The 24,857-nt window shown below is 58.4% G+C and carries 25 protein-coding genes and 1 tRNA gene; 16 read left to right on the top strand and 10 right to left on the bottom strand.

Annotated elements, in window-relative coordinates; all coding sequences use genetic code 11:
• Positions 1-38: 38 nt before the first annotated feature.
• Positions 39-1,316: a replication factor C small subunit gene (locus tag BI347_RS03745; RefSeq protein WP_071115330.1), complete on the bottom strand. Its 1,278-nt coding sequence runs from the start codon at positions 1,314-1,316 to the stop codon at positions 39-41.
• A gap of 119 nt (positions 1,317-1,435) precedes the next feature.
• On the opposite strand from BI347_RS03745, the gene BI347_RS03740 reads away from it, so the two are divergent.
• The 3 genes from BI347_RS03740 (at position 1,436) to BI347_RS03730 (ending at position 3,332) form a co-directional block, all read left to right on the top strand.
• Positions 1,436-2,563, top strand: a complete 1,128-nt coding sequence (locus tag BI347_RS03740; RefSeq protein ID WP_071115329.1) for a succinylglutamate desuccinylase/aspartoacylase family protein — start codon at positions 1,436-1,438, stop codon at positions 2,561-2,563.
• Between the two features lie 62 nt (positions 2,564-2,625).
• The gene (locus tag BI347_RS03735) at positions 2,626-3,090 is read left to right on the top strand and encodes an inhibitor of vertebrate lysozyme family protein (RefSeq protein WP_239690814.1); all 465 of its coding nucleotides are present in this window, start codon (positions 2,626-2,628) and stop codon (positions 3,088-3,090) included.
• Positions 3,087-3,332: a putative hemolysin gene (locus BI347_RS03730; RefSeq protein WP_083338674.1), complete on the top strand. Its 246-nt coding sequence runs from the start codon at positions 3,087-3,089 to the stop codon at positions 3,330-3,332. Before BI347_RS03735 ends, BI347_RS03730 begins: the two co-directional genes overlap by 4 nt.
• A gap of 151 nt (positions 3,333-3,483) precedes the next feature.
• Here BI347_RS03730 and BI347_RS03725 read toward each other — a convergent pair whose 3' ends face one another.
• The 7 genes from BI347_RS03725 to rplU all read right to left on the bottom strand — a co-directional run bounded on the left by BI347_RS03725 (position 3,484) and on the right by rplU (position 8,958).
• Positions 3,484-4,251, bottom strand: coding sequence for an ABC transporter ATP-binding protein (locus BI347_RS03725; protein WP_071111102.1), 768 nt, complete (start codon positions 4,249-4,251; stop codon positions 3,484-3,486).
• Positions 4,252-4,273: 22 nt separating this feature from the next.
• Positions 4,274-4,987 (bottom strand): ABC transporter permease, encoded by a 714-nt coding sequence (locus BI347_RS03720; RefSeq protein ID WP_071111103.1) that lies wholly within the window; start codon positions 4,985-4,987, stop codon positions 4,274-4,276.
• Entirely contained in the window at positions 4,984-5,673 is a 690-nt protein-coding gene (locus BI347_RS03715; RefSeq protein WP_071111104.1) for an ABC transporter permease, read from the bottom strand. The genes BI347_RS03720 and BI347_RS03715 overlap by 4 nt, the downstream gene beginning before the upstream one ends.
• Positions 5,674-5,809: 136 nt before the next feature.
• Complete coding sequence (locus BI347_RS03710; protein WP_071111105.1) at positions 5,810-6,589, bottom strand: ABC transporter substrate-binding protein; 780 nt, start codon at positions 6,587-6,589, stop codon at positions 5,810-5,812.
• Positions 6,590-7,067: 478 nt separating this feature from the next.
• On the bottom strand, positions 7,068-8,231 hold the full coding sequence (gene obgE / locus BI347_RS03705) for a GTPase ObgE (RefSeq protein WP_071111106.1): 1,164 nt from the start codon (positions 8,229-8,231) through the stop codon (positions 7,068-7,070).
• 127 nt (positions 8,232-8,358) lie between these two features.
• On the bottom strand, positions 8,359-8,634 hold the full coding sequence (gene rpmA, locus BI347_RS22480; RefSeq protein WP_021476841.1) for a 50S ribosomal protein L27: 276 nt from the start codon (positions 8,632-8,634) through the stop codon (positions 8,359-8,361).
• 12 nt (positions 8,635-8,646) lie between these two features.
• Positions 8,647-8,958, bottom strand: coding sequence for a 50S ribosomal protein L21 (gene rplU / locus BI347_RS22475; protein WP_083338673.1), 312 nt, complete (start codon positions 8,956-8,958; stop codon positions 8,647-8,649).
• Between the two features lie 180 nt (positions 8,959-9,138).
• On the opposite strand from rplU, the gene ispB reads away from it, so the two are divergent.
• The 8 genes from ispB to BI347_RS03660 all read left to right on the top strand — a co-directional run bounded on the left by ispB (position 9,139) and on the right by BI347_RS03660 (position 15,495).
• Positions 9,139-10,119, top strand: coding sequence for an octaprenyl diphosphate synthase (ispB, locus tag BI347_RS03695; RefSeq protein ID WP_071116330.1), 981 nt, complete (start codon positions 9,139-9,141; stop codon positions 10,117-10,119).
• A gap of 17 nt (positions 10,120-10,136) precedes the next feature.
• Positions 10,137-10,211, top strand: a tRNA-Arg gene (locus BI347_RS03690).
• Between the two features lie 181 nt (positions 10,212-10,392).
• The gene (locus BI347_RS03685) at positions 10,393-11,595 is read left to right on the top strand and encodes a tyrosine-type recombinase/integrase (protein WP_071115327.1); all 1,203 of its coding nucleotides are present in this window, start codon (positions 10,393-10,395) and stop codon (positions 11,593-11,595) included.
• A gap of 19 nt (positions 11,596-11,614) precedes the next feature.
• Entirely contained in the window at positions 11,615-12,664 is a 1,050-nt protein-coding gene (locus tag BI347_RS03680; RefSeq protein WP_139167172.1) for a hypothetical protein, read from the top strand.
• Positions 12,665-13,224: 560 nt separating this feature from the next.
• Positions 13,225-13,443, top strand: coding sequence for a helix-turn-helix transcriptional regulator (locus tag BI347_RS03675; RefSeq protein WP_047257709.1), 219 nt, complete (start codon positions 13,225-13,227; stop codon positions 13,441-13,443).
• A 30-nt stretch (positions 13,444-13,473) separates the two neighbouring features.
• Complete coding sequence (locus BI347_RS03670) at positions 13,474-14,199, top strand: coiled-coil domain-containing protein (protein ID WP_071115326.1); 726 nt, start codon at positions 13,474-13,476, stop codon at positions 14,197-14,199.
• A 14-nt stretch (positions 14,200-14,213) separates the two neighbouring features.
• Entirely contained in the window at positions 14,214-15,203 is a 990-nt protein-coding gene (locus BI347_RS03665; protein WP_071115325.1) for a P2 family phage major capsid protein, read from the top strand.
• A 10-nt stretch (positions 15,204-15,213) separates the two neighbouring features.
• Entirely contained in the window at positions 15,214-15,495 is a 282-nt protein-coding gene (locus BI347_RS03660; protein WP_071115324.1) for an Ogr/Delta-like zinc finger protein, read from the top strand.
• 31 nt (positions 15,496-15,526) lie between these two features.
• On the opposite strand, the gene BI347_RS03655 is transcribed toward BI347_RS03660, so the two are convergent.
• Complete coding sequence (locus BI347_RS03655; protein ID WP_139167171.1) at positions 15,527-15,943, bottom strand: ogr/Delta-like zinc finger family protein; 417 nt, start codon at positions 15,941-15,943, stop codon at positions 15,527-15,529.
• A 412-nt stretch (positions 15,944-16,355) separates the two neighbouring features.
• Here BI347_RS03655 and BI347_RS24105 point away from each other — a divergent pair, with 412 nt between their 5' ends.
• The 5 genes from BI347_RS24105 to BI347_RS23440 all read left to right on the top strand — a co-directional run bounded on the left by BI347_RS24105 (position 16,356) and on the right by BI347_RS23440 (position 22,484).
• Positions 16,356-16,532, top strand: coding sequence for a hypothetical protein (locus BI347_RS24105; RefSeq protein ID WP_167359400.1), 177 nt, complete (start codon positions 16,356-16,358; stop codon positions 16,530-16,532).
• Complete coding sequence (locus BI347_RS03650; RefSeq protein WP_046167363.1) at positions 16,529-16,855, top strand: DUF1484 family protein; 327 nt, start codon at positions 16,529-16,531, stop codon at positions 16,853-16,855. The genes BI347_RS24105 and BI347_RS03650 overlap by 4 nt, the downstream gene beginning before the upstream one ends.
• Before the next feature lie 9 nt (positions 16,856-16,864).
• Positions 16,865-19,666: a toprim domain-containing protein gene (locus tag BI347_RS03645; RefSeq protein ID WP_083338671.1), complete on the top strand. Its 2,802-nt coding sequence runs from the start codon at positions 16,865-16,867 to the stop codon at positions 19,664-19,666.
• Between the two features lie 1,086 nt (positions 19,667-20,752).
• Positions 20,753-21,808 carry a DUF262 domain-containing protein gene (locus BI347_RS03640; RefSeq protein WP_071115321.1) on the top strand — a complete coding sequence of 352 codons (1,056 nt, stop codon included), beginning with the start codon at positions 20,753-20,755 and terminating at the stop codon, positions 21,806-21,808.
• Positions 21,798-22,484 carry an MAE_28990/MAE_18760 family HEPN-like nuclease gene (locus BI347_RS23440; protein WP_139167170.1) on the top strand — a complete coding sequence of 229 codons (687 nt, stop codon included), beginning with the start codon at positions 21,798-21,800 and terminating at the stop codon, positions 22,482-22,484. The genes BI347_RS03640 and BI347_RS23440 overlap by 11 nt, the downstream gene beginning before the upstream one ends.
• A gap of 657 nt (positions 22,485-23,141) precedes the next feature.
• On the opposite strand, the gene BI347_RS03635 is transcribed toward BI347_RS23440, so the two are convergent.
• A complete protein-coding gene (locus BI347_RS03635) occupies positions 23,142-24,833 on the bottom strand; it encodes a sensor domain-containing diguanylate cyclase (RefSeq protein WP_071115320.1) in 1,692 nt (563 codons plus the stop codon).
• Positions 24,834-24,857: the final 24 nt, after the last annotated feature.

Here is a 24,857-nt window from a genome sequence, read left to right as displayed (position 1 = left end):
TTGTGCGCCGCGCCGGAGATCCGGAGCGGCGCTGGCCGTCACCGGTCCTGTTGCCGGCTGCCGTTCGCCACCAGCCGGGCGTCTGACAGCGTCGCCACTTCCGGGTGGTCGGGATGAATGACATCCTCGCCGCCATGCAGGCTGAACGGCAGCTTGGCCAGCGCGGCCACTATGCTCTGGTCGTTGCTGGTTTCCGGGTCGCCGATCAGCGACAGCAGCGACAGACGGTAGGCGGTTTCGTTGTAGCTGTCGGCCAGCACCGCCGTTCCGATATGCGCGTCGGCTCGTCCGCTCATGCCCAGCTCCAGCAGCAGGTCGTACATCGCCTCCGCTTCCAGCAAGCGTTCCATTTCCGGCGCGTCGGACAGCGGCGCCGCCTCACCGCCGGGCAGGATGTGCTCGCCGGCCTTGGCGCGTTCGCGCGCCAGCAGTTCGAATTCGGCCACATCGGCCAATTCCGGCGTGGACAGGAAGGCGGGCTCGGGATTGATGGCCAGGCAGCCATCCAGCCTGTCGGCCAACTGGCCCACCGCCAGGTGGCGCAGCCAGTCGGCGATGTCGGTGGAGGTGAGGCCGGAGCCGCCCAGATGCACGCGCTGCGAAGCCAGCTGCGCCAACCGGCGCTCGAAGGTGCCGGCCAGCGCCAGCATCCGGCTTTGCGCCAGCGCGATGGCCTGCGCCTGGTTCAGCACCAGCAGGCTGAGCGTATCGTCCTGGGTCAGGCCCTTCACCACCTCGGTGGACTTGGCCACCCAGCGCCACACCGCCTCCAGCCGGTGCTGGGCGGCGCGGATGCGGAATTCCGACTGCGACTCCAGCGCCTCCTCGAATTCCGCGTACAGCTCGTTCAGCCGCGCCAGCAGGTGCCTGAGCGCCTCGTCCGACACCTGGCCCACCGCCTGGCCGGCCGCCACCTGGCTGGCGAGATAGCCCAGTTCGACGTCGTCGCCGGAAAAGTCGATGATGGTGGCCAGCGCCGCCAGCGCCACCCGCGCGCCCTCGGACAGCTGGTAGACGCCGCCGTCGCTGTCGTACACCAGCAACTCGCCTTCGCGCAGACGCCCCAGAATGGTGGCCAATTTGGTATCGTTAAGATAGGAGAAGCGCTGGGCGATTTCCTGCGGCGTCCACAGCGGCGCCTCGGCGCGGCCGCCCAGTTCGCGCAGCACCAGGAGGCGCATCAGCACTTCCTCGTCGCCGCCACGGAACAGCGTGACGAATACGGACAGATAAGACCAGGCCCCCTGCAGCCGCGATACCGCCTGCAGCGAGCCAGGCTCGATGCCTGGCTGGAAGAAATCGGACAATGAATCCAAACGCGCTCCACAAGCTGGGATGAATCAAAGCAGCGATTGTCCCGACCGCTTGCCGCTTAGTCAACGCGGCGGCGCGTTTTATCCAGCCGGCAAACATAACAATTTATAAAGGAGACGCCATGCAAACCCGCCATCATCCGCTGCTGTCGCCCAGTCTGGGCAGCCAGCGCAGCCTCGTCAGCTTTCACTTCGGCCAGCCCGGCCACGGCGAGAAGGTGCACATCCAGGCCAGCCTGCACGCCGACGAGCTGCCGGGCATGTTGGTGGCCTGGCACCTGAAACAGCGGCTGCTGCAGCTGGAAAGCGAAGGCGCCATCCTGGGAGAAATCGCCGTGCTGCCGGTCGCCAACCCGATAGGCCTGAACCAGAATCTGAGCAGCCGGCTGCAGGGCCGTTTCGAACTGATGAGCGGCCAGAACTTCAACCGCCACTACCTGGCCTTGGCCGAACCGGTGTCCGCCGCCGTATTCGGCAAGCTGGGCGGCGACGCCAAGGCCAATACCCGGCTGATCCGCGCCGCGATGAAGGCGGAGTTGGCGCGCTATCAGGCCCAGAGCGAGCTGCAATCGCTGCGCCACGCGCTGCACAGCCTGGCCTGCGACGCCGACATCATGCTGGACCTGCACTGCGACAGCCGCGCCGACCTGCACCTCTACACCGGCACTCCGCTGTGGGAGCAGTGCGAGCCGCTGGCGCGCTACCTCGGCGCCTGCGCCAGCCTGCTGGCGGAAGACTCCGGCGACCAGCCCTTCGACGAAGCCTGCAGCCAGCCGTGGTGGCAGCTGCGCGACCTGGCCGCCAAGGCCGGCCTGTCCGCTCCGATTGAGATGGCCTGCCTGGCCGTCACCATCGAATTGCGCGGCGAAAACGACGTCAACCACGAATACGCCGCCCGCGACGCCGACGGCATCATCCACTTCCTGCAGCACCGCGGCGTGATCGCCGGCGGTGCGCCGCGTCTGCCACCTCTGCGCCACCCCGCCACCCCGCTGGCCGGATCGGAAGACCTGCTGGCGCCGCACCCCGGCGTGGTGGTGTACCACGCCGAGCCGGGCAGCCAACTGGCCCCAGGCGACCTGGTGGCCGACGTGATCGACCCGCTGCGCGACATCTCCAGCCAGGTGCGCACCCAGCGCGGCGGCGTGCTGTACGCCACCAGCGACCGGCCCTACGCCACCGCGGGCCTCGGCATCGCCCGGGTGGCGGGCAGCACCGCCTTCAAGCAGGGCAAGCTGTTGACCGCCTGATGGAATTTTTGCCGGCGGCGGCCATCCAACCGCTTTTGATCCGCCGCCGCATGGCCGCCACCATGAAACTTCGATACCTCGCCCTATTGCCCATCCTGCTGTTTCCGCTGCTGTCCGCGCCGCCCGCCCGGGCAGGCGACACGGCAACCGCGGTATTCGCCGAACTGCCGGCCCAACCGGCCTACCACGCCGCCTGGCAAACCATGCTGGCCGGCGAAAAGAAGGTGCCGCGCTGGCTGAGCCAGGCGCGCGCCACCAGCGCGCCGTATCACCCGGTGCGAATAAAAGACAAGGATTACCTGGCCGGCGAGATGTGCAAACCGCACGACTGCAGCGCCAGCCGCTTCTACGGCATGTTCGGCGCCGACAAGCGCCAGGCCTGGGGGCTGCTGGTGACGGTGGCCGACGCCCCGGACGCGATGGAGCATCCGGCCCGCCACGCCCACTACCGCTGGTTCGGCAAGCCGAGCGCCAAGCTCAAGGCCTATCTCAACGATCAGCTGAAAGCCGATCCCAACTGGAAATGAAAATGACGAAGATTCTGACCGCCGCCGCGCTGGCGCTGGGTCTCGCCGCCTGCGCGCAAACCTCCCCCACCCCGCCGCGCCCGGTGGGCATGGCCAACCCGGCCTCGGTGTACTGCGTGCAGCAAGGCGGCAAGCTGATTCCGCAAAAAGACGCCAGCGGCGGCGAATACGCGCTGTGCCGGCTGCCGGACGGACGCGAGATTGAAGAGTGGGCCTATTTCCGCGAGAAGCATCCGGGCTGAAGCGCCGGCTCGCCGGAGAGCCCGGGATGGTCGCCGGACGACTTATCCACAGAAATCCGCAAATTCAAAAGTTACCCACAGCAACAGACAAAAACAAACCCGCCGGCTGACAGCTCCGGCGGGTTTCCTACCCCCTTGGGCAGGGATAGTTTTACTTTAGACTACCTGACAGAAAAGCCTTCAACCGTTCGCTCTTGGTGTTGCCGAACACCTCGTCCGGGTGGCCTTCCTCCTCCACCAGGCCCTTGTGCAGGAACATCACGTGGTTGGACACGTTGCGGGCGAAGCCCATCTCGTGCGTCACCACGATCATGGTGCGGCCTTCCTCGGCCAGCGCCTGCATCACCTTCAGCACTTCGCCCACCAGCTCCGGGTCCAGCGCCGAGGTCGGCTCGTCGAACAGCATCACTTCCGGCTCCATCGCCAGCGCGCGGGCGATGGCCACGCGCTGCTGCTGGCCGCCGGACAGGTGGGCCGGATACTTGGCCTGGGCGCGCTCGTCCAGGCCCACTTTTTCCAGGTATTTCTTGGCGCGGGCGACCGCTTCGTCGCGCGGCAGGCCCAGCACGTGCACCGGCGCCTCGATGACGTTTTCCAGCACAGTCATGTGGCCCCACAGATTGAAGTGCTGGAACACCATGGCGAGCTTGGTGCGCATGGTCTGCAGCTGCTTCTGGTCGGCCGGGATCAGTTCTCCGCGCTTGTCCTTGGACAGACGGATTTCCTCGCCGTTGAGCGCGATGCTGCCCTGATTCGGTTTTTCCAGGAAATTGATGCAGCGCAGGAAAGTGCTCTTGCCGGAGCCGGACGAGCCGATGATGCTGATCACGTCGCCGGCCTTGGCCTGCAGCGAGATGCCTTTCAGTACTTCGTGGTCGCCGTAGCGCTTGTGAATGTTGCTGATGTTCAGCTTGTCCATCTTAAAGATTCCCCAGTAATTCTCAGCTCTTGATCGGCCGCAAATAGGCGAGCCAGCGCGACTCCGCCTTGCGGAACAATCCGACCAGGATAAAGGTGATGCTCAGGTACAGCAGCGCGGCCAGGCCAAAGGCGTTGAAGGAATCGTAGGTGGCGGCGTTGGCGTCGCGCGCGACCTTCAAGATGTCCGGCACGGTGGCGGTAAAGGCCACGGTGGTGGCGTGCAGCATCAGGATCACTTCATTGCTGTAGGCCGGCAAAGCGCGGCGCAGCGCCGACGGGATGATGACCCGGCGGTACAAGGTGAAGGTGCTCATGCCGTAGGCGCGTCCCGCCTCGATCTCGCCGTAGGGCGTCGCCTTGATCGCGCCAGCGAAGATCTCGGTGGTGTAGGCGCAGGTATTGAGCGCAAACGCCAGGATGGTGCAGTTGTAGCCTTCGCGGAAGAAGTGGTTGAGGAAGCCGACCTCGCGCACCACCTCCAGGCTGTACATGCCGCTGTAGAAGAACAGCAGTTGCACGTACAGCGGCGTGCCGCGGAATACATAGGTGTACAGCCCCACGCCGCGCGCCAGCCATTTCACCTTGGACACCCGCGCCACCGCCAGCGGCACCGAAACCACGAAACCGAAGGCGATCGACAGCACCAACAGCCACATGGTAACAGCCAGACCGGACAGGTGGTAGCCGTCGCTCCACAGAAACGCGCGCCAGTATTGCTGGATGATGTCTATCATAGCTCCGCCTCCCTCACACCCATCGAATAGCGGCGTTCCAGCCTCACCAGCACGAAATTGGACAGCGTGGTCAGCAGCAGGTAGATGGCGCCCGCCACCAGGGTGAAGAAGAACACCTTGTAGGTGCTCTTGCCGGCGTCAACCGATGCCTTCACCACGTCGGCCAGGCCGATGATGGACACCAGGGCGGTGGCTTTGAGCATCACCTGCCAGTTATTGGAAATGCCGGGCAGCGCAAACCGCATCATCTGCGGAAACTGCACGCGGCTGAAAACCTGCCAGCTGCTCATGCCGTAGGCGATGCCGGCCTCGATCTGGCCCTTGGGCACCGACATGAAGGCGCCGCGCAGCGTCTCGGTGAAATAGGCGCCATAGATGAAACCCAGCGTGGCGATGCCGGAGACGAATGGATCCAGGTTGATCTGCTCGATCTGCAGCGCCTCGGTCAGCTTGTTCATGCCGATCTGCAGGCTGTAGAAGATCAGCAGCATTAGCACCAGATCGGGCACCCCGCGCACCAAAGTGGTGTAGAGGGTGGAAATCCCGCCCAGCACGGGATTGCTGGACAATTTGGCGCCTGCGCCAAGCAGGCCGATGACGAAAGCCAGGAGCAGCGACAGCACCGACAGCTCCAGCGTCACCAGGGTCCCTTGCCAGATAATGGGACCGAATCCGTCCAGAAACATGATGTTCCCCCTTCGAGCGGCCCGTCCCTGCGGCTTATCTTGCCGGATGGCGACGGGTCCTCCAGATTAATACGCCCCGGCGGACCGGGGCGCATCGCAACAGCAGACAAGCGGCGCGCCGCCCGTCCGTCAGCACTTAGTTGCCGTATACGTCGAAAGAGAAGTACTTCTTCTCGATCTTCTTGTAGGTGCCGTCTTTGAGCATGCCGGCGATGGCCTTGTCGATGGCGGCCTTCAGGTCGGCATCTTCCTTGCGCAGGCCGATGCCGGCGCCTTCGCCCAGAGTTTGCGCGTCGACCAGATCCTTGCCGGCGAACGCGAAGCCCTTGCCTTCCGGCTTCTTCAGGAAGCCCATGTCAGCCTGCACCGCGTCCTGCAGCGATGCGTCCAGACGGCCCGCGGTCAGGTCGGCCAGCACCAGGGTTTGGTTCTGATAAGGAACCACTTCCACGCCGGCCGGCGCCCAGTGCTTCTTGGCGTAGGCTTCCTGGATGGTGCCCTGCTCCACGCCCACGCGCTTGCCTTTCAGCGAAGCCGGAGTCGGCATCAGGCCGGAACCCACCTTGGCAACCATGCGGGTCGGGGTGTTGAACAGCTTGGCGGAGAAGGCGATTTCCTTCATCCGGGCTTCGGTCATCGACATCGACGACAGCACGCCGTCAAACTTCTTGGCCTTCAACGCCGGGATCATGCCGTCGAAATCGTTTTCCACCCAGACGCACTTGGCCTTCATCCGGTGACAGATCTCGGTGCCCAGATCGATGTCGAAACCGACGATCTGGCCATTGGCGGCCTTGGATTCAAACGGCGCGTAGCTGGCGTCCACCCCGAAACGCACTTCTTTCCAGTCTTTGGCGTAAGCCCCCATCGATGCGGCCAGCAAACCTACGGCCAGCGCAGCAAGTGCCTTCTTCATGTGATTCTCCTCATCAAAGCAAACATCTTTGTTGGTCTGTCCAGCTTTTCGCCGGACTTTGTCTCCCAGGCAAACCGCGCCCGGACCGGAACAGCAAACTGCAACTGACGCCACATCGGTGGCCAGCCCCTGCTCCTCCAGAGGATGGCCGCACCATGTTATATAGTTAGAGCAATTTGTCTAGCAAGCCCGATTTTCCGGAAATGCCATATTCATTACTGAAGCATATGGCGCTTCACTTAGCAGAATTCATGCCATCTCTAAGGAAAACCGGCTGCCGCCGTGGTGTTTGTCTGAGGACAAAATACAACATCCAATCGACTTGAGAAGTAACGACACGTGAAGAGATCGGTGTACAGCAAAGCGACAAAAATTGGCAAAAATCGGTCAAACTCCTGCATTTTGCCCAAATTGAATAAAAAAGCGGGTCAGATATGCCTCTGACCCGCTTTACTACCACACAAACATGAACCTTCCGTTACGCTTGGTCGCCTTCCGTTGCCGATGACGGCGCTTCCGGCGCGATCACGGTCTGGCGCGCGGCCGCAGCCTGCTCCCTTTCAGCCTCGGCCTGCTTACGGGCAGCCGCGCGCACCACGTCCAGATAGGCCATGATGGCGAAAGTCAGCTCGCGGGTGCCTTCGTGGTTCAGCGCGGAGATGGTGAACACGCGCGGCGCCTTGATGTCGAAGCCCAAGCTGTCGTCCGGCTTTTCGGTGGGCCAGCCGTAAGCGTTAAGGAAGGCCGACACCGTCAGCTCGCGCTCATCCAGCGGCAACATGTCCACTTTGTTGAGCACCAGCCAGCGCGGCTTGTCATGCAGCTCCTCATCGTACTTCTTCAGCTCTTCTACAATGGCGCGCGCCTCGCGCACCGGATCGACATCCGGGTCGAACGGGGCGATGTCCACCACGTGCAGCAGCAGGCCGGTGCGCTGCAGGTGCTTGAGGAAGCGGTGGCCGAGACCGGCGCCTTCCGCTGCGCCTTCGATCAGGCCCGGAATGTCGGCGATCACGAAGCTGCGGGTATCGTCCATCCGCACCACGCCCAGATTGGGGTGCAACGTAGTGAACGGATAGTCGGCCACCTTGGGGCGCGCGGCGGACACCGAGCGGATGAAGGTGGACTTGCCGGCGTTGGGCATGCCCAGCAAGCCGACGTCGGCCAATACCTTCAGCTCCAGCTTGAAGGTGCGCTGCTCGCCCTGCTCGCCAGGCGTGCATTGACGCGGCGAACGGTTGGTTGACGACTTGAAATGGATGTTGCCCAGGCCGCCCTTGCCGCCCTTGGCGATCATGACGCGCTGGCCGTGGTGGGTGAGGTCGGCCACCAGCTCGCCGGTGTCGTGGTCGGTAATCACCGTGCCCACCGGCATTTTCAGTTCGATGTCGTCGCCGCCCTTGCCGTAGCAATCGGCGCCGCGGCCGCGCTCGCCGTGTTCGGCCAGGTATTTTTTGACGAAACGGAATTCAACCAGGGTGTTGACGTTCTCGTCGGCCACCGCGAACACGCTGCCGCCCTTGCCGCCGTCGCCGCCGTCCGGGCCGCCAAACGGAATGTATTTTTCACGGCGGAAGCTGGCCACGCCATTGCCGCCGCGTCCGGCCATCACTTCAATCCGGGCTTCATCGATAAACTTCATGTTTACAACCTCTGTTCAGCGAGGAGTCAGGGGTCAGGACTGGACAGCGCCAACCCTCACGCCTTGCCCCTCGGTATGAAAAAAGCCCTATCGCAGGATAGGGCTTTCTTGGATGCTAGAAAGCGAATTATTCGCCGTCTACACCGGTGTACGGAATCACGTTAACGGTCTTGCGCTGTTGCGCGCCCTTAACGGTGAATTCAACGTAGCCATCAACCTTGGCGAACAGGGTGTGATCCTTGCCCTGACCAACGTTTTCACCGGCATGGAAGCGGGTGCCGCGCTGACGCACGATGATGGAACCAGCCGGAATCAGTTCGCTACCGTAAACCTTAACGCCCAGGCGTTTGGCTTCGGAGTCACGACCGTTGCGGGAGCTACCGCCTGCTTTTTTGTGTGCCATGACTGTTTATCCTTACTTCGAAATCGCGTCGATGCGGATTTCGGTGAAGTTTTGACGATGACCCTGGTGTTTCTGGTAGTGCTTACGACGACGCATCTTGAAAATGCGGATCTTGTCGCCACGACCGTGGGAAACAACGGTAGCCTTAACAGTGGCGCCAACAATCATCGGCGCGCCTACAACAACCTGTTCACCGTCAGCAATCATCAGCACTTCTTCAAGTACGATCTGGCTGTCGACGTCTGCAGGTATCTGTTCTACTTTGAGTTTTTCACCAACGACAACCTTGTACTGCTTGCCGCCGGTTTTTATGACCGCATACATTCGCATGAGCTCCTGATTTGAAAATCCCCACGCCTGTTGCGCAGGGAACGCGAGAATATACGTGCCCCAACTCAAGTTGTCAATGATTTCATCAACTTAAGGCTGCAACCACAGTGGCATGGCGGGCTGCGGGCCTTTTCTGGTAAGATTCTGCACTTTGGCGTAACCATCGCAACGATACTGGTTGAAAACGTGTCCACCCCGCCTTTCCGTACCCTGATAGCCGACGACATGCAGACGGTTGACTGCGTCATCCGCGCCCGCCTGCACTCCGACGTGGTCCTGATCCGCCAGGTGGCGGAATACATCATCTCCGCCGGAGGCAAGCGCCTGCGTCCGGCGTTGACCCTATTATCCGGCCGCGCGCTGGGCTACCAGGGGGAATACCTGTTTGAACTGGCGGCGATGATAGAGTTCATCCACACCGCCACCCTGCTGCACGACGACGTGGTGGACGAATCCGACCTGCGCCGCGGCCGCAAGACCGCCAACGCGCTGTTCGGCAACGCCGCAAGCGTGCTGGTGGGCGACTTCCTCTACACCCGCGCCTTCCAAATGATGGTCACCACCCGCAACATGACAATCCTGGAAGTGATGGCCGAAGCCACCAACATCATCGCCGAAGGCGAGGTGCTGCAGCTCCTGAACATCGGCAACACCGACGTCAGCGAAGACGAATACCTGAAGGTGATCCAGTACAAGACCGCCAAACTGTTCGAGGCCGCCGCCCGCGTGGGCGCGCTGATCGCGGACGCCACGCCGGAACAGGTGCAAGCAATGGCCGACTACGGCATGTACCTAGGCACCGCCTTCCAGATCATCGACGACGTACTGGACTACAGCGGCGACGCCGAAACCATAGGCAAGAGCCTGGGCGACGACCTGGCCGAAGGCAAACCCACGCTGCCCCTCATCTATACGATGCGCCACGGCAGTCCGGAAGCATCGACCACCGTGCGCGGCGCGCTGGAAAATGCCAGCCGCGACGGTTTCCAGGATGTGCTCGCTGCGGTACAATCCTGCGGCGCGCTGGACTACGCCAAGAACGAAGCCGCCAAAATGGCCGGCAAGGCCATCGCGGCCTTGCAAACCATCCCCGATACGGAAACCCGCCAGGCTCTGATAGAGTTGGCCCGCCTGTCGGTGGACCGCAGCGCCTGACCACAGTTTTTTGAAGTGTCTCCGTAGTTAAATGGATATAACGGCCCCCTCCTAAGGGGCAGTTACAGGTTCGATTCCTGTCGGGGGCACCACCAGCACTTCCAGAGCAGTCCGAGAAAGTCCACAAACCCGCGCCAAATAAGGCTTTGCGGGTTTTTTTACGTCCAAAACCGTCCGAAACCATCCTGACAAAGCCGGGGGTACGTGGGGGTATGATTGGTGGTATCTTGTGTACCCCCACATTTCGATACCCCCACAACAAGGAGTACCCCCATGCCCCTTACCGACGCCGCCATCAAAAGCGCCAAGCCCCGCGAGGATGGCAAACACCTCAAGCTCACGGATGGACAAGGGCTGTCGCTATGGGTCATGCCCACCGGCGCGAAGTATTGGCGGCTGAAGTATCGGATCAATGGCAAAGAGAAGCTGTTGGCGCTGGGCGTCTACCCGGAAGTGAGCCTGAAGGAAGCCAGACTGAAGCGCGATGCCGCCCGCAAGCAGATCGCCGATGGAGAAGACCCAGCTGCGATGCGCAAGATAGATAAGGTGATCAAGCTGGCAGCCGCCGCCAACACCTTTGAAGCCATCGCGCTGGAGTGGCATGCAAGAGAAAGCCACGAATGGTCCGCCGCCCACAGCGAGCGCGTCCTAGCAGCCATGAAGACCCACATCTTCCCTTACATCGGCGACAGGCCAATCCACGAGATTCGCCCGCTTGAGCTGCTGGAAGTGCTGCGCAAGGTGGAAAGCGCCGGCAACATCGACACCACCAAGCGCCTGCGGCAACGCTGCTCAGCCGTTTTCCGCCTGGCCATCCTGACCGGCCGTTGCGACAGCGACCCAGCCGCGCCGCTGACCGACGCCCTCAAGAGCCAGCAATCCACCCCGCGCAAGGCGCTGATGCGCGAGGACATCCCCGCCTTTCTGGAAGCGCTGGAGAAGTACGATGGCAACGTGCAAACCAAGCTGATGATGAAGCTGATACTGCTGACCTTCACCCGCGTCGGAGAAATGGCCATGGCCAGATGGGAAGAGATCGATTTCGACAAGGCGCTGTGGACCATCCCGCCGGAACATCGCAAGCTGCCTGAAAAATCCAAGAAAACCGCGCCGGCGCATCTGGTCCCTCTATCCAAGCAAGCCCTGGACGTACTGCGCCAGCTGCACGCCATCAGCGGCGGCCGCGAGCACATTTTTCCCAACCGCAACAGCCCACGCCGGCCCATGTCGCCGGAAACCCTACGTCGCGCCCTTCACAGCATGGGCTTCCGAGGCAAAGCCGATGTCCACGGTTTCCGCTCTACGGCATCGACCATCCTGAATGAAGAAGGCTTCAATCCTGATGCGATTGAACGCCAACTATCTCACATCGAAACAAATAAGGTACGAGCGGCTTACAACCGAGCTGAATATATGGAGGAGCGTAAAAGGATGATGCAATGGTGGGCCAACAATTTAACTGGATACTTGAATTAATATTCGCGGAATATACCAAATGAAAAGATTAAACAGGAATCCTATAAAGTTTGACATATTCGACCTGTACACATCAATCAGTCGAGAAAAGGATTACACAATTCAAAAACAAGAAGACCTTGATGACTTATTACTAACACTCAAGCAATCTCTCAAGGAATCCTTTAATAACCCCACTCTTATTTACGGAAAACGAGTCGAATCTCTATTTAAATATGTCATATGCGGACTTGGCAATTGCACATTAGTCAAAAATGAAGACACAGGCGACATGTTCTTTAAAGATGAGAATCTAGCAATTCCAGACTACAACGTGATACTAAAAGACGGAAGCAACTTCTATGTGGAAGTAAAAAACAGCAATCTCAAAAATCCAAAATCGCAATACTCAATTAGAAAAGAAGATTTTAATAAGCTGGAGAATTATGCAAAACTATTTAACAGAGATTTAAAGTTAGCAATTTATTTCCCAGCAATTAAACAATGGAGCCTTATATCCAAAGAGTCAATGATAGAACAAAAAAACAAATACATGATAACCATGGTCGAAGCCATAGCAAAAAGTGAATTCATCATTTTCAATGACAGAATGATTGGCACCATTCCCAGGTTAGCTCTTGAATTAATCGCAGACGAAAACAGACCGGCCTTCATCAACAAATCTGGAGAGGCAAGAATAATCATCTCCGATATAAAAATTTACTGTGCCGATAAGGAGATTACAGAGAAAAATGAAAAAAATATTGCATTCTATCTAATGAGATTTGGACGATTAGAAGTAGGAGAACCAATAATCACAATGAAAGGAGAAAGAATAAAGTCAATAAAGTATGAATTTTCATCTGACCAAGAAAACTGGGAAGAACAAGGATTTGCAATCATCGGCAACCTAAGTTCAATGATCAGCGATGCCTACACTAAATTTACATCCGATGAAGGCACTATCACTTCGATTGATAAAAATATCAATCCTGAACTCCTCTCACTTGAAATACCGCTTAATTACAAAGGAAAGCAATTGCCTCTATGGCAAATATCAATAAGCCCTAATAAAGATTTTAAGGCATAAACTCTCCTCATAACTTATAAATCAATAAATAAAATGACAAATAAATATTGGTACATGCCAATTGAATTGGCGGCACTACATATCCCCAGCGCGCGCTATCGAAGCCCCGCCTCGCCCCCGCGCTTCATGTGCCGCTAATCATGCACCTGCATGAACCCGCGCCAGGCCCTTGCCGTATGGCTTGGCGCGTAGACTTCCCCCTGTCCTGATTCATGCGTTTTCATGCAGTCTATGCATGCAGTCGCGCTTTTCGCTGACTGACCTTTTCGCCCTTTCCTCTCGCTTCCCGCCTAAATCTGCCGCCGAGTGTGTCCGGTACGGTCCGTATTCTTCCGATATGGTCCGGTTATTCAAAAATCGCCCCGCTGCTTTCCGTTTTCTCTCCCGTCGTCAATAGCCGAATCCGCGTTTTTTCGGCTTTTCAAGTTTCGTTGTTGTGTGGTGATTCCACACAACAAGCCCGCCAAACTCGATTTGAAATTTCTGAAATACTGCGTTCGCTGATCGGCGTATCCGATTGCATCCACCGCTATTCAGATCAAACGATAAGGACAAATCCAATGACCGCTACCGCCCCTTCGCTCACCGCCCAGCCGCTGCGCTTTATGCGCTTGCCGGAAGTCATTTCCACCTGCGGCTTGTCACGCTCGTCGGTATACGACGCCATCAAGCGCGGCAGCTTTCCGGCCCCGGTGCCGTTGGGCGGTAAAAGCGTGGCCTGGCTGTCGTCTGAAATCGATGCCTGGATGGTGGATCGCATCGCGGCGCGCCACGCCTAAAACCCCAATCAACGCACCCGGACTCAGAACATGCATATCCAGAACCCCAACACCCAAGAAACCGTCGCTTTCGCCGTCGCCAGCCTGACCGAGCGCCTGGCCGCCTTTGAGCAAGACCTGAACGCCTGGCAGGCCCTAGCCGACAACGCCGCCCGCCGTGTCCAAACCGCCGAAGCGCTGCGCAGCGAAGCCGAGCAGGCGCGCAAGGACTGCCGCCAGGCGATGCGCTCGACCTTGGGCATACCCACCAAGGCAGTGCGCGAGCTGAAAAACAAGGAAATGGCCAATCTGGAATTGGCCGAAGAAACGCTGAAGATCGCCGAGGAAGAAAAGATTCAAGCCGAAGTGCAGCAGGAGGCGCTGTTCGAGCAGCGCCAAGCCCTGCTCAAGGAGCGCGACGCGCTACGCCGCCAGTATTGGGATGCGGTGCTGGACGACCAGATCGCGCAATGGGGGCAACAGCTGCCGGTGCTGGCGCTGCTGTTGGCTGAAGCGCCGAAGGCGTGCATCGAGCGGCTGTTCGGCCGCGCCGAATTGCACAGCAATCATGAGCAAACCTATGCCGCGCTGCAGCCGGGCGAGCTGCAACAGGCGCTGAAATCCGCCGCGCAGGCGGAACCGGACGACTTGCTGACCCTGCTCAATAAGCCGCTGCCGGCGCTGGCGACGCCCTCCACCCAGCACCAGAGCCCCATCACCCGCATGCGCTATCAAGCCGAGCGCGACGCGCAATACCAAGCCCTGATCAACCGTTAAGCGAGCACCCCATCATGCAAAACACGACCCGCCAAGCCCTGGATCACTTCATCGGCTGCTACTTCAGCCATATGGACGCGCATCAATCCCCAGGGATTTGCCATGCGGCCCCGGAGCCGCAAGCCGCGCAGGCCCGCATTCAGGCGCTGAAAGCCAAAAGCCGGCTGCTGTCCGCCATCAATGTGCTGGGGGTGGCCGAGATCAAAGGCCGCTCGCAAAACTTCGACATCGCCGGCACCTTGGCCGCCACGGTGGATACCAACCGCCATCCGCGCCAGCCGGCGCAACAGACCTGGAGGCCGGCGCAGTATGTCTGCCAGCAGACCAACTTCGACGCCGCCTTTGATTACGCCACCTTGGACGCCTGGATGAACGAGGCGCAGGACCAAGCCTTGTTCGAAGCGCGCGCGCGGCAGACCCTGGAGCGCCGCATCTTGTTGGATCGGGTGATGATTGGTTTCCGTGGACTGATGCGCGCCCAGGACTCTGACCGCGAGCAAAACCCGCAGCTGCAAGACGTCAATATCGGCTGGCTGCAACAGATCCGCGAGCAAGCGCCCAAAGCCTGCCTGGAGCGCGTGCGCGTCGGCGAAGGCCAGCGCTTCCGCAGCCTGCACCGCCTGGTGCGCCATGCCGTCAACAATCTGCTGGCGCCGGCCTGGCGCGATGATCCGCTGTTGGTGGCGCTGGTCGGCGTAGACCTGCTGCCGGACGCGGTATGCGAGCCGAGCGGCCAGGCCGAGCCGTGGGACGATCTGGTATTCCACAAGCAGCGCCTGGGCGGCCTGCAAGCGGCGACGGCCGCCTTCTTCCCCGGCGACAGCATCCTAATTACCCGGCTGGACAACCTATCGCTGTACTTCAACCAAAACGCCGTGCGCTACCGCTATCAGGAAGACCCCGCCATCAACAGCGTGCTGTTCTACCACTCCAGCGAAGACGCCTACGTGGTCGAGAACCTGGCCGCCTGCGCGCTGATTGAAGACGTGGAAATCGTGGACTGAGGAGACGGAAATGGCCTTTCCCTGCCCGCTGTGCGGCGCGGTGTCGAGAGTGCGGACCAGCCGCATGCTGACCGCCACCGCCAAGGAGATTTACTACAACTGCAGCAATGACGACTGCTGCCACCAGTACAAGACGATGGAAAGCGAGCCGCGCACCGTGGCCCAGCCGATCAAGGGCGGCGCGCAGATACCGCCGGAGCGGCTGCGCACACTGTCTAGCTTGGCCAAACCCGCGCCGCTGCCAGCGCTGACCGTTACACCCGGCCGGATTCAACACAAAGTCTTGAAGTAATGAAAAAGGCCCGCTGGAGGGCGGGCCATTCTTATTTCTTATTCAATATTTGATTCAGCAAATCAATCTTCATTTCTAATGTTTGAAATTTCTTCACAGTATCCATTAAGCCTTGAAGATGAAAAGAATACAGGTAATCAATAGATGAATACTCTTGAGCAATTCGGCTCTCCATCTCCTGGTGATTTTCTATTAAATCTCTTTGAGTAATATATTTCCCAATATCAGGCAATGAAGTGTCATCAAGAAAGATGTACCGATGATCAAACAACCTCTCCAGCTCAGTATATTGCATCCCACAATTCGAGCATATCAGAAAATACTCTTTATGATTTTCATCTGCCATCCGACTTGTTCGAATAGACATTTTTTCATCGCAATCTCGGCAGAAAAAGTTAGGCGGCTTACGTACACCGTTAGCTATTTTTTTCCTCTGTATTTTCTTCAATTTCTTACTCAGATACTCGCCGTATTCTGACCTCTTCACAAACACCTCACCCAGCCATTTATGAACAACAATAAAATAAATCGTAAAATTATATTCCAAAACAATCGAGTAACCAACAAAACAAAACTATTTTGCATGCTTGACAGCCCTGTCAGATTCCCGCACCATTATCGCGTCGTGTTCAATAGCGCGACCGGGATTGGCGTCCTGATTACGAAGGCGGATAGCCGTCTTTTACGGCATTTTTTACGTCCGTTACACACCGTTGGTGCGTCTTCTTCTATGGCGGGCCTTGGTGGGAGCGTGCATGCACGCGCCGGTTCCTTCGTACCGGTACGCCAATCCTGCCATGTGCCTGCCACCCCCGATTGGCGTCGGGATGGCAAGCGTAACGCTTACGAAGGAGGCTTCCATGCCTGGCATCATTCTGCACGCTTTCCGCGCCCTATTCCCGCAAGTCACCCGTCCCGTTTCCACGCTGCCCAACGAGGCCCAAGCTCGCGCGCTCGCCGCTTTGCTGGTCGCCCAGGGTCAACGCGCCTTGATTCGTCGCACTGCCGCCGGTTTCGCCGTGGAGGTGATCGCATGAACGCCCTGCCGCTGATCGCTCCGCTGGCCCTGGCCGCCATCCAACGCGAACTGACCCTCCTGCAGCAACTGACCACCCAGCCGGAACACGCCGCCTTGCGCGAGCCGGTGGCCCAGCTGGCCGGCCTGTGCGAATCGGTGGAAGACGTGGTGTCCGGCGGCATCTGCCGCCTGTCCGGCACCAGCGAGACGCTGCAAGGGCTGCTCGATCTGCTGCGCCATGCCGAGGACCAGCCGTTGCCGGCCCATCGCGTCGCCGGCTTGCTGGCTCCGCTGCAACAGCAGGTGGTCCACGCCTGCTCCGAAATCGGCCAGATTCTGTAAGGAACTCCCATGAATGCTAGAAACCCTCTCCCGCGCACCGGGCGAGACGCCCCCGGCTTGTCTGGCGGTTCGCAAACCGCGCTTGGCCAGTGGTTCGACCAACTGAAGGACAGCATCGACTTGCACGACCTGGCGGCCCGGTTGGGCCTGACGCGCCAGGGCAAGGGCAACTATCACAGCCCGCATCACCCGGACAGCAACGCCTCGCTGTCGATCTTCGCCGACGGCCGCGGCTGGAAGGACTGGAGCGGCGACGCCGGCGGCAGCTGCATCGACCTGGTGCAGTTCTGCCGGCCGGAGCTGGACACCCCGCTGGCGGCGGCGCGGCTGCTGGGCGACTGGTACGGCATGCCGCAACCGAAACCGGCGATGAAGGAAAGGGCCGCGCCGGCGCGCAAGTCCACCCTCGATTACATTGCCGAGCGCTGCCTGGCTCAAGCCGATGCGGCCATCGCTTACCTGACCGGCCGAGGCATAGACGAGGCGGTGATCCGCCGCGCCATCCAGTGCAAGACGCTGGGCTGGAACGATTGGCACAGCGCCAAGGTGGCGGCCGGCGAAGTCGGCCACGGCGGCCCGGCCGTCGCCTTTCTGGTGCGCAGCGGCGGCCGACTGGCGGCGGTGGATCTGCGCTATGCCGATCCGGCCTTGAACGGCGGCGTCAAAGCGCAATGCCAGGGCGAGCGCGAGGGCCACGGCTGGTGCAGCGATCCGGCGCGGCTGAAGCGGGCGCGGATGGTGGTGATCGTGGAAAGTCCGATCAATGCCTTGTCGGTGGAGTGCTGCGCGTCGTCCGATGTGGCGGCGCTGGCGCTGCGCGGCGTCGGCAACGTGGACAGCATCGACTGGACCGCCTTGCGCGGCAAGCGGGTGCTGGTGGCGCTGGACCACAGCGACCCGGTCAACCCAGCCACCGGCTTGCGGCCGGGCCTGGCCGCCGCCTGGCGCTTGTCGGAGAAGCTGATTGCCGCCGACATCGGCCATCTGTTGGTGGACATGCAGGAGTGGGACGAAGGCGAGGACATCAACGATGTGCTGCAGCGCCATGGCAAGGACGAACTGACCGCGCGCTTGCGCAAGCTGGAGCCGTGGCTGGTGCCCGGCATGCCCGGCGGCGGCGAGCGACTGGAAGGCACGCGGCGGGTGCAGCTGCCGGGCCATGACTTCGCGGTGTATTGGCGTTTCCGGGTGAAGGAGGACTTCACTCAATATGTGGACGAGTTCAAGACCGACGACGACGGCAAGCGCTCGGAAACCTTGGGCGATCTGTGTTCCTTCCGCGTGGCCAGCCTGTCGCGGCTGCGCATTCAGAGCCATCTGGCCACCATCAGCGGCGCGGCTGACCATCAGCCGGAAACGGTGTTCGGCATCAGCGCCCAACTGGCGCGCCATGGCACGGTGTTGCATCGAGAGGTGGCCACCGACGACAAGCTGTACAACCTGGAATGGTGGAAGGGCCGTTTCGGCGCGATCTGGAAGCCGGCGCAGTTCCAGCGCCTGGTCAATCTGATGGAGCGGGCGGCCGACCTGGGCGCGCGCGATGTGGTCAACTTCGTCGGCCTGTCGTGGAAGGCCGGCGCGCTGGCGGCGCAGGAGGGGCAAGACTGCTATTTCGTCGAGCCGCAGAAGCAATGCCTCTATTACAACCTGACCTTCCCACGCGGCACGCAGCAGCAGGCGCGGACGGTGATTCAGGCGTATCAGGACACCTTCCGCGACAATGCGGCCGCCATCGTGCTGGTCTGGGGCTTGGGCACCCATCTGAAAAACCTGCTGGGCTTCTATCCGCACTTCCAGATGCAAGCCGAGAAGGGATCGGGCAAGTCCAAGCTGCTGGAGAGCCTGCAGACGACGTTGGCGTTTCAGGTGCTGTCCGGCCAGATGCTGAAGACCGACCACCGCCGGCGGGCGTCGGTCTCCTTCACCTCCCAGCCGGTGGGCTGGGATGAATTCTCCAAGCTGCCGAAGACAGTGCTGTCCGACATCGACGCGCTGCTGCAATCGACCTATCGCTTTGAGTTCACCCGCGTCGGCGCCAGCCTGACGCCTTACCTGATGTGCGCGCCGGTGCTGCTGGCCGGCGAAGAGGTGGACGCGCAAAGCCTGCAATCCAAGCTGTGCCGCAGCAGCCTGTCGAAAGAGCGGCAAGGGGCGATCATTCCGCATGATCTGCCGGTCTTTCCGCTGTGGCCGTGGCTGCAGTTCCTGGCTGACGTCGAGCCGGCCCGGCTGCGCGATCTGCATCGCCACTACCTGGGCGTGTGCGAACGGCACAGCCGCGCCCCGGCCGGCGACGCCACCGCGCGGCGGATGATGGAGAACTACGCCGCCCTGCTGTGCAGCTGGGCCTTGCTGTGCGAGTTCGCCGACCTCGACCCGCAGCAAGGCAGCTTCATCGAAGACCTGCTGGCCGAGATGAACAGCCACATCGTGGACACCGACGGCAGCCGCCTGCCCTGGGTGTGGATCATGGAAATCCTGCTGTCCGAGCTGGAGGCCCGGCGCTACGACTACCCGCACTGCTGGGACCGGGTCAAGCATGCAGACGGCCACACCGAAATGGCGCTGTTCATCCGGCCGAACCATGTGATGGACCATCTCTCCACCGCGCCGCATCTGCGCGCCAAGTTCGACGCGCTGCCAGTGAAGACTGGGCGCATATTCAAGAACCAGCTACTGCAAAGTCCGGTGGTGCTGGCCGATGGCGTCGAGAAGACCATCCACGGCCGCCGTCAGGGCCATCTGACCGCCATCAGCCTGGCGCAGCTGGAAAAGCTGGGCCTGTACGCCGCGCCGGACGTCCAGCCCTAAATCCAAACCAGCCCGTCCCCTCGACAGCCCGTCTTGTGTGGGCTGTCACGCTTTGCCCCGTACAAACTGCGCAACAGCAAACCCTTCCCTACATGAAATATGACATTGGCACGCAACAGGCAGCGAGAACGGCCGGAAATCGCCGGTTTCCACGCCATTGGGTATGGGAGGATGTGAAAAAATTCCGTGGATCGGCCCCTATTCACCACCTAAGCCATTGATTATTGAGAACAACCCATCCACGGTTTGCCCTCTGAAATCCACGGTTTCCCCTCCCACTTCCACGGTTTGCCCCGATTCTTCCACATCGCCGTTTTACGCTTCCGCCCCTCTTCTTCTCTTCTTCTTTTATAAAAAACAAAGAGATAGAGAAGGAAAGCAGTGAAAAAGGAAGCAAGAGGCCATCCACGGTTTCAGAGAGCTGCTTAAAAATTAATCCACGGGTTTGCCGGCCCATGTTGTGGAAATGGTGGATTCGCCCTTCCCTTCATGGCATTGATTTTATTGAGGTTTCTGGAACATCCACGGAATTTGGTGGAGAGGTTGTGGACAAACCGTGGATGAAAATCTATTACAGGACAATGACTTAGGGTTCAATCCACGGTTTCGGGGGGATTTTAGGTGTGAGTGCCTGGCTGGGCGACGCGAAAAACGCGGTTTACAATCGATAGCTAACGGCCAGTTACTGTAGATTGCCCGCCAACAAGTCTGCCGTTGATTCACCCTATCTCGAGCTTTGCTTAGTGAAACTTAACAGTCATTTCTCTGCCTCTAGCACCACTCGTCATATGCCGGCAACGCGGAACACTCACTTCTGTCACGAAGACGCCTCTTCCCAGTCATAGCGAATAGCAACTACATTGAGGCATGATGTCGCTATTGCAGGAGATAAGAAGACACGGTGGTAGCCGTAAACTGAGGCTTGTTATGCGAATAAGCTCTTAGTTAAGAGCTTGAAACACATGACATTTGTGTACAACGATGACTATCGGTACGCATCAATTGATATACAGATCATAGCATCCGTGTAAATTGTATTAAAATTTTTCCGATCCCAGAAAAAAAGAAAAGGAATAATTTAACAAAATGAATATCATTAAAATTCAAGAGCAAATAGATGCAAACCGTCGATCAGTATCATTTGACAGTTATGACATATCAGTAAAGCAAATGTACGACATGATTCTGGAGGGAATGATTGATATTGCCCCAGAGTACCAGCGGCATTTCAAATGGGATACCCCCCGCCAGTCTGCTCTAATTGAGTCACTATTGCTCGGAATACCAATACCAAGTCTATTTATGGCTACAAATCCGGATTCATCTTGGGAGGTAATCGATGGTGTACAGCGATTAACTACAATTTTGAATTTTATCGGTGACCCTGTGCTGATGGAAAAGGCAAAAATAAATCATACGCCTCTCAAGCTAAATGGGCTGGAAAAACTCGACGCAATGAATGGCACAGAGTACAAAGACTTACCAAAGTCAATGCAATTCATGCTCCAGACCAGGCCTCTAAGAGTCACCGTGCTAAATGATAGAAGTGATTTCAATGTCCGCTATGATCTATTTGAAAGACTTAATACTGGCGGAATTACTCTTCACGAACAAGAAATAAGAAATTGCATCTACATCGGTGAGTTTAATGACCTGATAAAAGAGCTAGCGACTGATGAAGCATTCCGCTCGATGGTTAAAATGACAGAAACGGCTGAGCGAAATGGAAGTTACGAAGAGCTTGTCCTTAGATTTTTCGCCTACTATGAAGATAGGGAAAACTTTATTCACAGCGTCACTGATTTCCTAAACAAATACATGGAGAAAAAAACAAAGTCTCTGAAAAACAAGACACACCTAAAGAAAGTATTTCATGATACATTTAATTGCCTAAGAACTAGCTTGCCAAACGGTATAGTTCGAGGGGCGCGTAAGAACATTACCCCTATTGTGCTTTTTGAAGCCATTTCTGTCGGCTGTGCGTTAGCTCTCGAGAGCGGAGTGCAACTACAAATGGAATCAGCAGAAAAATTGCTCAATGACTCGAATCTAAAAAGGCTAACCACTGGTGCAACTAATAATAAAAAAATGGTGAACGATAGAATAACCATGGTTGAAAGCCATTTAAAAAATGTCATTTGAAATCATTAGAAGAAACTCCCGAGCTCGATTTACTGAAGTTCATACAAATCTTGCACATATAACATCGACCGAGCCAAAAACACCCCAAGATGAAACATCTATTCAGACAAAGATCCTTCGTGGTTTATATTATGTTCATCTATATGCCGCCTTAGAAAAGGCAATAAACGAGGTTGTGGAAAACACCCTGATTTTGATTAATAGCAAACAAATTACAAATAAGCATTACACAACCACATTCAATGCAATATCATTAAATAATAAAATGATGGCATTTAAGAATGCCGGTTACAAAGAATACATTGCAAAATCAATCGCCATTTTCCGTGCAATTGATTCAGATGAGTCTTCCGATATAAATAACACCTTATTGACGACAAGCCTTCAAAATGTATGGCATAAGACCATACAAGAAACTCTTGAATGCTTTGGAATACCTTCCATTGATTTTGGTCCGCAAGTGCGCTACACCATAGATGAGATCGTTAACAATCGCAACGCGGTAGCTCATGGCCGTGAAACGCCAGCAAATATCGGCGAAAGGCACAGGTCAGATATTCTTCGTAAGAAAACTCAGGAGATTCAACAAGTAGTCGACTTGATAATAGATGCCTTTGAATCGTTTATTTCTAATAAAAATTATCTAAAGAGTGAGCATACCAACCAATATGAATAGCATGTTAAATATAAGAAAATTTCTACCACAGCTAAATCTGTACACCAAAAATTATTATCATTTCACCATTTTCACAAGCCTTTCTGGCACCATAATCGCTTTGTGCCCCAATGCCTGTTAATTCAAAAAACACCAAACCCCATAGATCAATTAATATTGATGAACTTGTCTGTATAACATACCGCGATCTACCGACTACCGAGCCCATGCAACGGCGGCATCATGCTTCAAAGCTGTCGCTATCCTCGATGACCAGAAAACGGTAGCTTAAGGTCGAAAGCTGCCATTCCTGCTAGCAAAAATAGTATTGGGGGTATCTTTAGGGGTATCCAACCAACGGGCCGGAAAAAATCAATTTAAAAACAATGATCTGAGCATTTAGTTCGATCCCTGTCGGGGCGATAACCATCCGGCGTCTGCAACCAAGCCGCCGACCGGATAGGCTGCGCATCGCCGCCCATCTCAATAACAAAGTCATATAAATTTCTTAAGGACGGATCATGCCAGGCGGTCGCTCGCTGCCGGCGCCGCCTGACTGGCCGGACCGACTTTCACAGCGGCCAGATCCCGCCCGTAAGCAGGATGGAAAGACTGAGAGCAAGGCCGCCAGCAGCCAGGTCTGATGAAAGATAGCCGGATCGATGCGCTACCGTCCGCTCAGCCGGCGCTGGCTTTCACCCGATTGCGGCCGCCAGCCTTGGCCTGGTACAACGCCTGGTCGGCGCGCTTCACCACGTCCTCGGGTTGCGCGTCGGCGCGACCTGCCACCGCCAGGCCGATGCTGGCGGTGATCCGGCCGACATCCGGGGTTTGCGATTGCTCGACCGCGGCGCGGATCTTCTCGGCCAGCACCGCCGCGCCGCCGGCATCGGTTGCCGGCAGCAGCAGCAGAAATTCCTCTCCGCCATAGCGTGCGACGAAATCGGTGCCGCGGGCGGCATGCCGGATGATCGCTGCAATATGCGCCAGCACGCGGTCACCGGCGTCGTGGCCGCAGCAGTCATTGACGCGCTTGAAATGGTCGATGTCCAGCAACAGCACCGCATAGGGCTCGCCGCTGCGGCCATAGCGCTGGTGTTCATCCTGCAGCTGCTCGTTGGCGGCCATGCGGTTGTTCAATCCGGTCAGCGCGTCGTTGCGCGCCAGCTTCGCCAACTGGGTGGCCTTGGCAACCAGCAAGCGATTGGCTTCTCGCAATTCGTTGGTGCGCTCCGCCACCACCCCCTCCAGGCTGGCGTTGATGTCTGCCAATTGCTGCTTGCGCGCCAACAGCGCGGATGTCATGTTCCGCATCGATTCCGACAACTGGCGCAACTCCTGCGCGCCGCCACAGATTTCCCAAACGGCTCCCTCCTCTCCACGGCCAATGCGCTCGGCGATGTCGGCCAATTCCTCCAACGGCCGGCTGAACGAGGTCGCCAGCCGGTATACCGCGGCCATCAGCAAGAAGCTGGCCGCCAGGCCCAGCAGCAGCAGCGCGCCGCGCAGCTGGTTCAGTGCCGCCAGCGCCTGCTGCCGCGGCTGGCGGACGATTATGCGCCACCCCACCCCGGCGTGCTGCGCCCAGGCTTCGCTGTACAGGTAGTCGCCGCCACCGGGCCAAGCGCCCAGCCGAAATGTTTGTCCCGCCGGCAGCGGTGCCGGCGCCCGCACCCGCCCCACCGCCTCGAACGGCGACAGAATATTGCTCTCCCGGTCGACGATGAACGCCTCCAGGCCGCCCTTGGCCGGCAGGCGCGAATGTATGATCTCCTCCACCCAGTCCCATAGCGCGTGGGTGGCCAGCACGCCGCGCAGCTTGCCCGACGAGTCGTAGAGCGGCGAGGCGAAATCGACAAAGCGGAGCGGCTCGCCCTGGGGTTTGGCGGAAGGGAGCAATTTGGCCAGCAACACCGCCTGATGGATGTCGCCGACGAAAGGCGCATGCTGGCCCCGGATAAACCACGGCCGCTGGGCCACGCTTTGGCCCAGCAGCATGCCGCCGGTGGAGGACAACACCTTGCCGTTGGTGTCGGCAACGCCTATCCAGGCATAATAGCGATAGGCTTGCTTGGTGCGTTCCAGACTCTGACGCAACTCGTCGCCGTCCAGCGGCGCATGCACATAGGCCGGCGACTGCGCCAGCAGGATCACCTCGCGGCGCCGCTCGCGCAGATTGCTTTCGATGGCCTGGGCGATGCTTCCGGTCAGACTGTCCATCGCCTCGCCCTGGTCCTTTAGCACGCGGTCGGACAATACCTGGTCCAGGTATAGCCCGGCCAACAGCGCCGAGGCGAGGAACAGCCCGCCGAACAAGGCGGCCAGCCGCAAGCGGAAGCTGCCGGGCAAGGCGAAACGATGACGGTTCATGGCAACCCTTCGCGGAGGATATAG

Origin of the sequence: Chromobacterium sphagni, assembly GCF_001855575.1 — a bacterium.
GTDB classification, from domain to species: Bacteria; Pseudomonadota; Gammaproteobacteria; order Burkholderiales; family Chromobacteriaceae; genus Chromobacterium; species Chromobacterium sphagni.
Note: the sequence above shows the minus strand (reverse complement) of the source record. Positions and strands in the feature narration are given on the sequence as shown.